Source organism: Mesonia mobilis DSM 19841, assembly GCF_000423405.1.
Classification (GTDB): domain Bacteria; phylum Bacteroidota; class Bacteroidia; order Flavobacteriales; family Flavobacteriaceae; genus Mesonia; species Mesonia mobilis.
The window spans coordinates 154,509-166,921 of record NZ_AUHX01000004.1 but is presented as its reverse complement, the minus strand read 5'-3'; the positions used below and the strand labels follow the sequence as shown (position 1 = coordinate 166,921).

Annotated in this window: 11 protein-coding genes; 5 read left to right on the top strand and 6 right to left on the bottom strand. The window is 36.6% G+C overall.

Features of this window, described 5'->3' with window-relative positions:
• Positions 1-9 precede the first annotated feature (9 nt).
• The 4 genes from G551_RS0103415 to G551_RS0103400 are packed head-to-tail and all read left to right on the top strand — an operon-like array spanning position 10 to position 4,934.
• Positions 10-1,137 carry a glycosyltransferase family 4 protein gene (locus G551_RS0103415; protein ID WP_027884252.1) on the top strand — a complete coding sequence of 376 codons (1,128 nt, stop codon included), beginning with the start codon at positions 10-12 and terminating at the stop codon, positions 1,135-1,137.
• A 2-nt stretch (positions 1,138-1,139) separates the two neighbouring features.
• The gene (locus tag G551_RS0103410) at positions 1,140-2,540 is read left to right on the top strand and encodes an O-antigen ligase family protein (RefSeq protein WP_156876750.1); all 1,401 of its coding nucleotides are present in this window, start codon (positions 1,140-1,142) and stop codon (positions 2,538-2,540) included.
• Positions 2,479-3,504 carry a glycosyltransferase family 4 protein gene (locus G551_RS0103405; RefSeq protein ID WP_027884250.1) on the top strand — a complete coding sequence of 342 codons (1,026 nt, stop codon included), beginning with the start codon at positions 2,479-2,481 and terminating at the stop codon, positions 3,502-3,504. The genes G551_RS0103410 and G551_RS0103405 overlap by 62 nt, the downstream gene beginning before the upstream one ends.
• Positions 3,505-3,542: 38 nt before the next feature.
• A complete protein-coding gene (locus tag G551_RS0103400; RefSeq protein WP_027884249.1) occupies positions 3,543-4,934 on the top strand; it encodes a sugar transferase in 1,392 nt (463 codons plus the stop codon).
• 839 nt (positions 4,935-5,773) lie between these two features.
• Here G551_RS0103400 and lnt read toward each other — a convergent pair.
• Positions 5,774-7,363, bottom strand: a complete 1,590-nt coding sequence (gene lnt / locus G551_RS0103385) for an apolipoprotein N-acyltransferase (RefSeq protein WP_027884248.1) — start codon at positions 7,361-7,363, stop codon at positions 5,774-5,776.
• 65 nt (positions 7,364-7,428) lie between these two features.
• Entirely contained in the window at positions 7,429-8,505 is a 1,077-nt protein-coding gene (locus G551_RS0103380; RefSeq protein ID WP_027884247.1) for a putative type IX sorting system protein PorV2, read from the bottom strand.
• A 125-nt stretch (positions 8,506-8,630) separates the two neighbouring features.
• Between G551_RS0103380 and G551_RS0103375 the strand changes: the two genes are divergently transcribed.
• Positions 8,631-9,389, top strand: coding sequence for a CDP-alcohol phosphatidyltransferase family protein (locus tag G551_RS0103375; RefSeq protein WP_036243232.1), 759 nt, complete (start codon positions 8,631-8,633; stop codon positions 9,387-9,389).
• A 12-nt stretch (positions 9,390-9,401) separates the two neighbouring features.
• Here the strand turns inward: G551_RS0103375 and lptB are convergent, their stop codons facing one another.
• Genes lptB through G551_RS0103355 form a run of 4 tightly spaced genes read right to left on the bottom strand, consistent with a single transcriptional unit; the run spans position 9,402 to position 12,365 of the window.
• Positions 9,402-10,142 carry an LPS export ABC transporter ATP-binding protein gene (gene lptB / locus G551_RS0103370; protein WP_027884245.1) on the bottom strand — a complete coding sequence of 247 codons (741 nt, stop codon included), beginning with the start codon at positions 10,140-10,142 and terminating at the stop codon, positions 9,402-9,404.
• A gap of 58 nt (positions 10,143-10,200) precedes the next feature.
• Complete coding sequence (locus G551_RS0103365) at positions 10,201-10,545, bottom strand: carboxymuconolactone decarboxylase family protein (RefSeq protein ID WP_027884244.1); 345 nt, start codon at positions 10,543-10,545, stop codon at positions 10,201-10,203.
• Between the two features lie 7 nt (positions 10,546-10,552).
• The gene (gene tatC, locus G551_RS0103360) at positions 10,553-11,401 is read right to left on the bottom strand and encodes a twin-arginine translocase subunit TatC (protein ID WP_027884243.1); all 849 of its coding nucleotides are present in this window, start codon (positions 11,399-11,401) and stop codon (positions 10,553-10,555) included.
• Between the two features lies 1 nt (position 11,402).
• The gene (locus G551_RS0103355) at positions 11,403-12,365 is read right to left on the bottom strand and encodes a KpsF/GutQ family sugar-phosphate isomerase (protein WP_027884242.1); all 963 of its coding nucleotides are present in this window, start codon (positions 12,363-12,365) and stop codon (positions 11,403-11,405) included.
• Positions 12,366-12,413: the final 48 nt, after the last annotated feature.

Genomic DNA, 12,413 nt, shown 5'->3' with positions numbered 1-12,413 from the left:
AACATTTCTATGAAGTTAGCGATTATTTCACATACCGAGCATTATCGTAATGAAGAAGGTGATATTGTAGGATGGGGACCTACCATTACCGAAATTAACCATTTATTAGATCGCTTTGAAGAAATTCATCATGTCGCTTTTTTTCATGAAGTAACACCACCGCCAAGTTCAATTGCTTACCAATCTGATCGTGTGAAGTTTGTGGCGTTGCCGCCTTCCGGAGGTAGAAGTTTACGAGAAAAATTTGCGGTAATTTCTAATTTACCTAAAACGCTTTCGATCGTCAAAAATGTATTAAATAAAGTAGATGTCTTTCAATTTCGTGCTCCTGTGGGGATTGGTGTTTATTTAATACCTTATTTTACTTACAGGGTAAAGAAAAAAGGTTGGTTTAAGTATGCTGGAAATTGGGCTCAAGAAAATGCTCCTTTGGGTTATGCTCTTCAGCGTAAAATGCTGAAAAATCAAGCTCGTAAAGTTACCATCAATGGAAAATGGCCAGAGCAACCAAAACAATGCCTAACTTTTGAAAATCCTTGTTTGACTTTAGCTGAACGAGCGGAAGGAAAAAATGTGCTAAAAAATAAAACCTATCAACCAAAATTTACGTTTTGTTTTGTAGGTCGATTAGAAGATGAAAAAGGGGTGCAACGAATCATCGATGCATTTTCGACTTTTGAAAATACAAACGATTATATTGAAAAAGTACATTTCATTGGGAATGGGGCAAAAAGAGAGGTTTACGAGCAACAAGTTAAAACAAAAAAACTACCTATTCAGTTTCATGGATTTTTAAGTAGAACTGAAGTTTTTGACATTTATAGAAGCGCTCATTTTCTATTGTTACCAAGTACTGCTTCAGAAGGCTTTCCTAAAGTGATTGCTGAAGGGATGAATTATGGGTGTATACCAATTGTATCCGATGTATCGAGTATAGGTCAATATATTAATACTAAAAATGGATTTATAGTAAATCCAACCACTGCTGAAAAATTAGTAGCTATATTGAATGAATTAAGTAACGTAGATCAATTAAAGCTCAAAGAGAAAGCTTTTAAAGCTTATCAGGTTGCTGAAAATTTTACCTTTGCGCGTTACAATGAGAGAATTTGGACTGAAATTTTAGAACAGGAATAATCTTGAAGAACGCAAAGGCTCGCCGACATATCAACCAATTGCAAATCATCCTTTTTCATATCGGGTTAGGCTTTGCTGCCAATTTTTCACGCTCTTTGATGAAAATTTATGTGCCTTTGGTTTTTTTATTTTTTCTTAGAAGGGTCATTATATCGCGAGGAAAAGATCGGGAAGTTTTATTTGCCGCTGCCTATTTTGCCGGAGCTGAGGTGTTTTTCAGAATGACCAAAGCTTTGGTATTTTATGAAACCGGGAAGTATGCTGTTATGTTTTTTCTGGTTTTAGGCATGTTTTACCAAGGCTTTAAAAGAAGTGCATTTCCTTATGTGATATATATTTTACTGTTGATTCCCGGCGTCTTTGTAGCGATGAATACCTTGGGCTTTGATGCCAATTTTAGAACTGAAATAACTTTTAATTTAAGTGGTCCTTTATCCCTAAGTATTGCCGCTCTGTATTGTTATGGGCGTAAAATTCGGTTTCGAGAAATGTTATCGTTGATGGATGTGATGATCTACCCTTTAATTGCTATGACTATTTATGTTTTTCTCTACACTCCTAATCGAAGTTTAGATACTGTCGCTACGTCAGCAGCTTCGAATCCCGCTTTATCCGGAGGTTATGGACCTAATCAGGTTTCTACGGCGCTCGGGTTGGGTGTGTTTTTATTGTATACCCGCTTTCTTATTCCGTATAAAAATAAATGGGTACATTTTGTGATGATGTTTTTTTTAGTAGCGATGGCTTATCGAGCTCTATTGACTTTTTCGAGAGGAGGAGTTTTTACCGCTATCATTATGGCGGGTGTTTTTACCGTAATTATTTATGCCGTCACGAGTTTAAAAACCAAATCTAAAGTAACCCTTAAATTATTGGGTACTTTAGGCGTAACTGTTGGTATTTGGTTTTTTACCCTCATACAAACCGGAGGGATGCTTGGAAATCGCTATGAAAATAAGGATTCTCTTGGTCGGGAAAAAGAAGATATTACGACCGGGCGGTTGGATCTTTTTCTAGCTGAATATAAAGCTTTTACCGATAGTCCTGTGTTTGGAATCGGGGTAGGAAAAACCAAAAGTTATCATGAAGAACTTTTAGGAACTTCTTTACCTACTCATAATGAAATTAGTCGGATGATTTCGGAACACGGTTTATTTGGAATTATCGCTTTGATGATCCTACTTTGTGCACCAACCCTTACTAAATTACAAGGGCGAAAAAACGTGTATTTTTATCCGTTTATGTTATTTTGGTTTTTAACGGTTTTTCATTCCTCCATGCGAATAGCCGCTCCCGGATTTGTTTACGGATTGTCCTTATTAAGTTTAGTATATACGACCCATGATCAAAAAAAGAAAAAAACATCTTCTTTACCTCGGCAACAAGCTCTCCCACAAAGGTAGAAATGCAACGGGCGTTGAAACTTTAGGAAAGCAACTCGAGCAAGAAGGTTATCAAGTAACCTCTGTATCGTCGTTTTCGAATAAAGTGGTTAGATTATTACATATGTTATCTACCGTATTTGTGAAAAGTAAAAAAGTAGATTTCCTTTTGATAGATACTTATAGTACTACAAATTTTTGGTATGCTTATCTTTCTGCTAAAATTGCAAGAACACTACAATTACCCTATATCTGTATTCTTCATGGGGGTAATTTACCAAGTAGACTTTTAGCATCACCCGCAAAAACAAACGAATTGTTCTCTAAGGCTAAATACAATATTGCGCCTTCCTCTTATTTAATTTCAGCTTTCGAACAAAAAGGTTTTACTAATCTGAAATATATTCCTAATACCATCCCTATACACGCCTATACTTATAAAAATAGAGTATTTGACACTCCAAAATTGCTCTGGGTTCGATCGTTTGCTGAAATATACAATCCGACTTTAGCAATTGAAGTTTTTGAAAGCATACAACAAAAATTTCCTCAGGCTGAACTTTGTATGGTAGGTCCTGAAAAAGATGGAAGCCTAGCCAAATGTAAAGCACTCGCTGAAGCTAAAAATCTTCCGGTAAAATTTACCGGAAAACTAACGAAAGAAGAGTGGGTAACTCTAGCTGAAGAATATAATATCTTTATGAATACCACTAATTTTGATAATACTCCCGTAAGTGTTATCGAAGCGATGGCGCTAGGCTTGCCGGTGATCTCTACCAACGTAGGCGGATTACCTTACTTGATCGATGCAGAAGAAGATGGTATTCTTGTACCAAAGAATGATAGCGATGCTTTTGTGAACGCTATTGATCGATTAATAGCGCAACCCGAATTTGCTCAGCAATTGAGTGTTGCTGCCCGAAAAAAAGTTGAACAATTTGACTGGGAAGTTGTTAAACAAAAGTGGGATGCGGTTTTGCAGTAAAAGAAAAACCATATCTTAGCATTTTATTTATCTTAACTATGAAGAAAAAATCAAAAATACATTTTGAGATCTCTGAGCGTAAAATTTTGCTGCGGATATTTGATGTGATTTTTGTTTTAGGAGGATTACAGCTAGTGAGTCATTTTCTTCATTTTGATTACTTTCAGGTATCACAAGCTCATTGGGCTTGGATTATTGTTTTAGCGATTTACTTAACCGTTTTTTGTACTATTTTTGAATTGTATAATTTACAGAAGACCAATAATTATATAAAGGTTTTTAAAAATCTAGTTCTCGCCTCTTCTGTTACGGTCTTGTGTTATTTATTAACCCCTTTTTATACGCCCTTATTACCTGCCAATCGCTTTCAGATCGTGGTGTTTTACTTCACTTTTTTAGGAACTCTTGTACTTTGGCGTTTTGCGTATATTAAATTTATATCTTCCCCTCGTTTCTATAAAAAAGTGGTGGTCGTAGGCGATTCCTTTAACATCGCTACCATTGCTCAAGAATTAGAAACTGCCGATCCTAATTACACGGTTGCCGGATATATTGATACCAAAGAACTTGATGCGTCTAACGTAACTCGCGCAATACCCAAAATTAACGTTGAAGCGCTTAAAGATTATATTAAAAAAGAACATATCGGAGAAGTAGTCGTTTCTACCGGATATTCTTCCGGAATGGAGAAAAAACTTTACGATGTTTTAATTGATTTGCTGGAAGTAGGTTTTCCGATTCGAGAATATGATCAGGTTTATGAAGAACTGAGTAGCAAGATTCCCGTATCTCGTTTAAAGGAAGATTTTTATAAGTATTTTCCGTTTAGTAGAAGTAACCACAATAAGCTCTATCTGTTTTTTCATCGTATTTACGATATCGTTTTTTCTGTTATCGGAATTATCCTGGGCTCACTCTTAATTCCCTTTGTATTTCTGGGGAATTTAATCGGAAACCGAGGTCCGTTATTTTATTCGCAAGTACGTGTAGGAAGACACGGGAAACATTTTAAAATCGTAAAGTTGCGAACCATGGTAACCAATGCGGAAGCCGGCGGAGCACAATGGGCGCAGGCTAATGATACTCGAATTACTAAGTTCGGTCGGTTTTTACGGAAAACACGTTTAGATGAAATTCCGCAGTTTTATAATGTTCTGCGTGGAGATATGAGTGTGATCGGCCCAAGACCGGAACGCCCTGTTTTTGTAAAAAAATTGGCAAAAGAAATTCCGTTTTATGAGATTCGCCACGTGATCAAACCGGGACTTACCGGCTGGGCGCAGGTGAGTATTAGTTATGGTTCTACGATTGAAGATAGTTTACACAAGCTTCAATATGATCTGTACTATATCAAAAAAAGAGGATTGTTTCTTGATCTTCGTATCTTTTTGAAAACGCTTAGTACGGTTATCTTTTTTAGAGGGCAGTAGGTGTTAGTGATTAGTAGGCAAGTAGTCAGTGTTCGGTTTACAGTAATCAGTTTGCAGTGGTCACAGTTCCTTCGACAGGCTCGGAATGACGAGAAGTTGAAGCTGAACTTGAAGTTGAAGATGAAATATTTTTAGGTAACTCCTTAAAAGATAGGTGATAATATACAGTATGCGCTATGCAGTATGTTGTAAATTGTATATCGTAATAATGTAATCCTTCAGTGGGCTCAGGACGATATTTAGAAAATAGAATCTAGAGGCTAGAGCTTAGACTATTTGATTTGTTTAGTGAAGTTATTCTGTGTTCTCATTCATGGGATTCCGGATCAAGTCCGGGAGATGGGTAAAGTTGATCCTTCGACAAGCTCAGGAGGACGAGAAATTGAAGCTGAAGATGAAATTGAACTTGAAGGTAAAATATCTTTCGGTAACTCCTTAAAGGATAGGTGATAATATACAGTATGCGCTACGCTGTATGTTGTAAATTGTATATCGTAATAATGTAATCCTTCAGTGGGCTTAGGAAGAAATCTATAAAATGGAACCTAGAGGCTAGAGCTTAGACTCTTGGATTTGTTTAGTAAAGTTATTCTGTGTTCTGATTCATGAGATCCCGAATCAAGTTCGGGATAACGGGTGGGGTTATCCTTCGACAAGCTCAGGATAATAAGAAGCTGAAGCTGAAGTTTAAGTTGAAACTGAAATAGAAAGAACTCTCGATTCTTCTTCATATGATATCAAAAACGAAAGGTTTAAAATCAATTTGAAAATTAATTTTTTTTAAACTGTCAACTGTCAACTGTCAACTGTCAACTAATAACAAAAAACTAACTTTTCAATTAAACCTGGTTTCTTCTGCGGGTTAAGGCGAATAGAAAAATAAATAAGGCTAAGAACTGAGCAATTCTCGGTAAGTAATCTCCAAATTGTGTGTAGAAAGTTTTACGGTCATTCAATTTTACTTTGGCTTTGATACTTCCTTGTTCTTCATAGGCTAACCTTTTTAAAATTTCTCCTTTTGAATTGATCACTGCTGAAATTCCTGTATTGGCACTTCTCACTACATTTTTTCGGTTTTCAATCGCTCGCAGGCGTGCATAACTTAAATGTTGCTGATGTCCTTGCGTATTGCCCCACCAGGCATCGTTGGTGATAATCGCTAAGAGTTGTGCTCCGTTTTTTACATAATTGGTTACATAATCGCCGTAAACCGATTCGTAACAAATGATCGGCGCTACTTTTTCTCCGGAATTCAAAGCAAAAACTTCTCGATCTCTTTGTGTAGTTTTCATCGCAACCGTACCACCCAGGTCGATCATTACGTCGCCTAAAATTGGTTTTAAAGTCGACTGATATGGAAAATTCTCTACGCCCACCACCAGTTTAGATTTGTGGTAAATTTGGCTGTTGTTTTCTTGATTTATTAGGAAAGCTGAATTGTAATCGTTATACCAAAAATTTTTATGTTCAGCATAGTTTGATTGTGGAGCAATATCTTTTTCATCTTTGATAATATTGAAAAAAGAAACTCCGCCTAAAAAATTTACTTGAGGGTGATCGATGCTCATTTGTTTTCCGAAGTAATACGAATTACTGTATTCAAATTCATCGAGCTTCGTACCGCCGGCAAACACCGTTTCTGGAGCGAGTACAAGTTGGGTGCTGTCGGTGATTTTTTCATTGGCAAGTTTTACTAATAGCTCTCCAACTTTTCGGTCGCTGGTGTAGTATTTTTCGGTGTAGGGATTAATGTTGGGTTGTAAAATCACCACCTCCATTTCTTCTGAAGCAGCTTCTTCTTCCGAATAAAATATGAAGAGCGAAATGCCTATAGGAATCATGATGAGTAAAGCACTTTTTAAAATTCCTCTGTAAATAATGGTTTTATCTTGATGCTGAAGAAAAAGTACAACCGATTTCATGATGACCAAGTTGATCAACCAAACCCAAAGCGTACCTCCAAAAGTTCCTGTGTATTCGTACCACTGAATCCAAGAAATATATTCTGAAAAACCATTTCCTAAGTTAAGCCAAGGCCAAGAGAACTCCCAGTTGAGGTGCATTTTTTCGAAACACATCCAAAGGCAGACTAAAAATGTGGCTCCGGCCGTAAAGTTGATTTTTTTGGCGATTTTATGGTAAATAAAGAATACCAAAGTCATTAATAAACTATTCACCAACACGGCAAACCACATCCCGAAACCCGTAGAAAAATAGATCCAATACGTAGTGATGATATTCCAGATAAAAAAGCTGAGGTAGGCGTAACCAAATACTTTGACTCCCGTTTTTTGATCTTGTTGACGAAGATTAAATTCAGCAATAAGTAGCGGAACAAAAGCGAAAAATAGCAATAAAGGAAAACCGTATGTTGGCCAAGCTAGAGCCAATAGAAGTCCGCTAGATAAGGCTAAAAGAAAATTCTTCATAAGGTTAAATCGTTAAGATTTCAAAGTTAGAAAAGTTGAGCTAAACCTGTATCTTTTTTGGTTGTTTATCTAAATAAACGCCAATCGATCTTCAACGAAAAAACATTTGAATATAAGGCCACACTTTGATCGCCAATATCGGTAAACGCATAATCTAAGTGAATGCCTTTGTATTGAAAGCCGACTCCGAAACCGGGCTGAAAACCAACCTGCGTAGAATTATCGAACTGTTCTACATTCTGAAAGTTACCTACGCCACCTCGTAAATACACCAAATCGATGTAGCCAACCTCAAAACCAAAAGATGGTGTTGCACTAATTGCTGAAGTAGAAATAATATCGTTGGTTTGTGCAAAACGCATGTGCATATCTAATTCTGCTTTTACATCAAAATCGTAACGAACCGTAAAGGTTTTTGCAATCCCTAATTGTAGTTTAGGTAACGTAATTTCTGTCGTTTCCGGGAGTTCTTGGTTTTGTCCTTCGACCGCTTCTTGTATTGTGCTGTATTCATCTTCGTCGATCGTCCAAGTATTGTAAGTGGTGGTAATATCTCTCGCCATCGCGCCAAAACGCCATCCAGATCTGTCGGTTTTGTATTGAATACCGGCATCGAAACCAAATCCCCAAGACGTGGCAAATTCACCAATAATTCTGCGAATTACTTTTGCATTAACGCCATAACTAAACCCATCTACTAATTGTAAATTACGAGCATAAGATAGTGTGAACGCATAATCTGCTGCAGAAAAGTAGGTAATGTTATCGTAATTAATTTGCCCATCTTGTTCGATAAGCTGTGTCGTGTTCATAATATTATCGACCCCAAATCGAATCACGCTAAACCCAATGCTACTTCTATCGTCTAAAGGTTTTGCACCGGCTAAGTAGTCGTAATTGGCAATGTTTGCAAAATAACTGGCGTGCATTAAGGCTACTTCGTTGTCTTCAATATCGATTAGTCCTGCCGGGTTCCAATAGGCAGCATTTACATCGTCGGTCGTTGCTGCTACAGAATTTGCCATTCCAAAAGCAGCCGCATCTACTCCTATATTTAAAAACTCATTAGAATACCTGCGTACACTTTGAGCGGTTAACATAGGACCGGTAATTAGAAGTATGAAAAGTAGTTTGGCGTTCACTAAAGTTAAATTTTGCGCAAATATCTTAATTAATTTATAATATAAACTTTTATTCTTGTTATATATTGTCTTTACGTAATAGTGCTTTCAACAGTTTTTGTACTTTTACTTTAAAATCTAATTCTATGTTGAAAAAACAAGTACCTAATTTAATTACGCTTTTAAATTTATTGTCGGGTTGTATTGGGGTGATTCTCGCGATGCAAAATAACTTAGTCGGCGCCGCAATTTTTGTAGGATTAGGTATCTTTTTCGATTTTTTTGATGGCTTGGCTGCGCGAAGCTTAAAAGTACAAAGTGAATTAGGTTTGCAGTTAGATTCGTTAGCCGATTTAATTACCAGCGGATTAGTGCCGGGAATAGTGATGTTTCAATTGATGAAAAAATCGATTAGTGCGGAATATGAAATGACCCGAGAATGGGGAAGTGGTTCGGTGTTAGATTTTAACTTTCCTGTATTTGCTTTACTTGGTCTGTTAATTACCTTAGGTTCTGCTTATCGTTTGGCGAAATTCAATATCGACGATCGACAAACCACCTCTTTTATTGGTTTGCCCACTCCTGCTAATGCGATTTTTATCTTGAGTTTACCGCTAATTTTGATTTATCAGTCAGAAGCTTGGGTGCTTGACCTTATTTTAAACAAATGGTTTTTACTTGCTGTGAGTGTGTTGAGCTGTTTTATGCTGAATGCTGAAATACCTTTATTCGCTTTAAAATTTAAAAACTTCAGCTTAAAAGATAACTGGTATCGCTTTGCATTTCTAATCTTTGCTCTAGCGACTTTAGTATTGTTTCAATACTTAGCTCTACCCATTATTATTATCAGCTACGTGTTACTTTCGGTAATTTTGAATTTTTCAGGAAATAAAGTAGAAGAATAACCTGAATTATTTCTATTGAAATAATTTTTTCTTACGTAATTCGAAGTTTTGCCCCAAATATACTTTACGTACCATTTCGTCTTCGGCAAGTTCTTCCGGTTGACCGTGTTTTAAGATACTTCCTTCAAACATCAAGTACGTTCTATCGGTAATGGCAAGGGTTTCTTGTACGTTGTGATCGGTAATAAGAATACCAATGTTTTTGTCTTTTAATTGCGCGACAATACGCTGAATATCTTCTACCGCTACAGGATCTACACCGGCAAAAGGTTCATCTAACAAAATAAATTTAGGGTCGGTCGCTAGAGCACGAGCAATTTCTGTTCTACGACGTTCACCTCCCGAAAGTAAATCACCACGGTTGGTACGAATATGACCTAAGCTAAATTCTTCAATAAGACTTTCCATCTTCATTTCACGTTCTTTTTTAGAAAGCTTGGTGAGTTGAAGTACGCTCATAATATTATCTTCAATACTTAACTTTCTAAAAACCGATGCTTCTTGCGCAAGGTAACCAATCCCGTTCTGTGCTCGTTTGTACATCGGGAATTTAGTAATGTCTGTTTTGTCGAGGTAAATATGTCCGCTATTTGGTTTAATGAGGCCGACGATCATATAAAAAGAAGTGGTTTTTCCGGCTCCATTTGGGCCAAGTAAGCCTACGATTTCTCCTTGGTTTACTTCTACAGAAATACCTTTTACTACTTTTCTTCCTTTATAGGCTTTTATAAGATTGTCTGCTCTTAACTTCATCATATTTAACTAGCGAATTTAAATGAAATGAAAGGGAGCCGAGAAAGCTCCCTAACGATTATTTACTTTCTAAGGTTTCCCAATATTCGTATGCTCTACGTAAATGCGGGATCACGATGGTACCTCCAATTAATGTGCCAATACTAAGGGTTTCCATCACTTGGTCTTTACTCACTCCAGATTTGTGGCTTGATTCTAAATGATATTTTACACAGTCGTCGCATCTTAGCACTAAAGATGCTACTAGACCTAATAATTCTTTTGTTTTTACATCTAAAGAACCTTCAGCAAAAGCGTTGGTGTCTAGGTTGAAAATGCGTTTAAGTACTTTGTTGTTTTCTCCTAGAATTTTATCATTCATCTTCTGGCGATAAGCGTTAAACTCATCTACTTGATCGATCATTGTTTACTTAATTTTTAGTGATACTTTTCTCTTCAATTTTTTCTTTTCTTTCTTTTTTTAAGACCATTCTAGAGATGAAAATACTTATTTCATATAAAATTAGAACGGGTATAGCCACTACAATTTGGCTGGCGATGTCTGGCGGAGTAATAATTGCAGAAACAATTAAAATACCCACCAAAGCAAATTTTCTGTATTGTTTTAATATCTGTGGTGTCACCAATCCTATTTTGGTGAGCAAGAAGATAATAATTGGGAGCTCAAAAACAATTCCGCTGGCTAAGGCAGAAGCTCTGATCAACCCCATATAACTTGAGAGATCGATCTCATTAACTACCTCTTCACTTACTTGGTAACTTCCTAAAAAGTTAATCGATAAAGGAGAAATTACATAGTAACCGAATAAAACTCCAATAAAAAACAGGAGAGAAGCGATAATGATAAAACCTCGTGAAGCTTTACGCTCATTCTCGTGAAGTGCCGGCGCAATAAATCTCCAAAATTCATATAAAATATATGGGAAAGCAATAATGAAACCTGCCGTAATGGCCGTCCACATATGAATGCTAAATTGCCCAGACATCGTTCTGTTCTGTATGCTGAACGGGATTTCTGTATAGCAAAAACTTTCATCTAACCCAACCGATTTTGCAACATCACATAAAATCTGATACGTAATAAAATCGGGTTGTTTTGGCCCTAATAATACAATATCAAAAATAAATTCTTTCGCAATGAAAGCAAAAATACCAGCTACTACTACTGCAAGTGTAGCTCTAATTAAATGCCATCTTAATTCTTCCAAATGGTCGAGAAAAGACATCTCGTTTGGATTTACTTTGGGTCGTTTAGCCATATTAAATAATTCCTTCTTTCATAAGATTGTGCAGGTGTACTACGCCAACGTATTTCCCTTTTTCTTCAGCAAGAAGTTGGGAGATTCCGTTTTCTTCTAATGATTCCATCGCATCTACCGCCATTGCTTTGTTGCTAATCACTTTAGGGTTTTTACCCATAATATCTTTGGCCGTAAGATGTGTGAACTCTTTGTTGGTGGTGATCATTCTACGTAAATCACCATCGGTAATGATCCCTACGATCTTATTTTCTTCCACCACAGCGGTTACACCTAACATTTTTTCAGAAATTTCTACAATAACATCAGTTATATTTGTATCTGGGCTTACCTGTGGTTTTTGATTTTCTTTAGTAATATCGCTTACTCTTAAATATAATTTTTTACCAAGAGCACCACCGGGATGGTATTTTGCAAAATCTTTACTGCTAAAACCTCGCAGGTGCAATAAAGAAACCGCAAGGGCATCACCCATGACTAATTGTGCGGTAGTACTTGTGGTCGGTGCCAAATTATTAGGGCAAGCTTCCTTTTCTACATACGCATTTAATACATAATCGGATTGCTTACCAAGAAAAGAATCTTTATTACCGGTAATTGCGATAAGCGTATTTTTGAAATTTTTAATGAGCGGAACCAAGACTTTAATTTCGGGCGTGTTTCCACTTTTAGAAATACAAATTACAACATCATCTTGTTGTATCGTCCCTAAATCTCCGTGAATGGCATCGGCAGCGTGCATAAATATTGCCGGTGTTCCTGTAGAGTTTAAGGTAGCTACGATCTTAGTGGCAATGATGGCACTTTTACCAATACCTGTAATAATTACACGACCTTTAGCGTTGTAAATATGCTCGACAGCCGCTGTAAAATCTTGGTCTAAAAGGTTGATTAATTCTTCAATCGCGCGAGCCTCATTAGAAATTGTTTCTTTTGCGACCTTTATTATGTTGTTTTGAAGCATTAATTTTATAATATTTGAATTTGTAAGTCCTAAAGAAATATGTATCTT

Excerpts from the sequence above, each read along its gene's own strand:
- lptB (WP_027884245.1), bottom strand. The coding sequence starts at position 10,142 with ATGAAGTTAAGAGCAGACAATCTTATAAAAGCCTATAAAGGAAGAAAA.
- G551_RS0103400 (WP_027884249.1), top strand. The coding sequence starts at position 3,543 with ATGAAGAAAAAATCAAAAATACATTTTGAGATCTCTGAGCGTAAAATT.
- G551_RS0103375 (WP_036243232.1), top strand. The coding sequence starts at position 8,631 with ATGTTGAAAAAACAAGTACCTAATTTAATTACGCTTTTAAATTTATTG.
- tatC (WP_027884243.1), bottom strand. The coding sequence starts at position 11,401 with ATGGCTAAACGACCCAAAGTAAATCCAAACGAGATGTCTTTTCTCGAC.
- G551_RS0103405 (WP_027884250.1), top strand. The coding sequence starts at position 2,479 with ATGATCAAAAAAAGAAAAAAACATCTTCTTTACCTCGGCAACAAGCTC.
- lnt (WP_027884248.1), bottom strand. The coding sequence starts at position 7,363 with ATGAAGAATTTTCTTTTAGCCTTATCTAGCGGACTTCTATTGGCTCTA.
- G551_RS0103355 (WP_027884242.1), bottom strand. The coding sequence starts at position 12,365 with ATGCTTCAAAACAACATAATAAAGGTCGCAAAAGAAACAATTTCTAAT.
- G551_RS0103365 (WP_027884244.1), bottom strand. The coding sequence starts at position 10,545 with ATGATCGATCAAGTAGATGAGTTTAACGCTTATCGCCAGAAGATGAAT.
- G551_RS0103415 (WP_027884252.1), top strand. The coding sequence starts at position 10 with ATGAAGTTAGCGATTATTTCACATACCGAGCATTATCGTAATGAAGAA.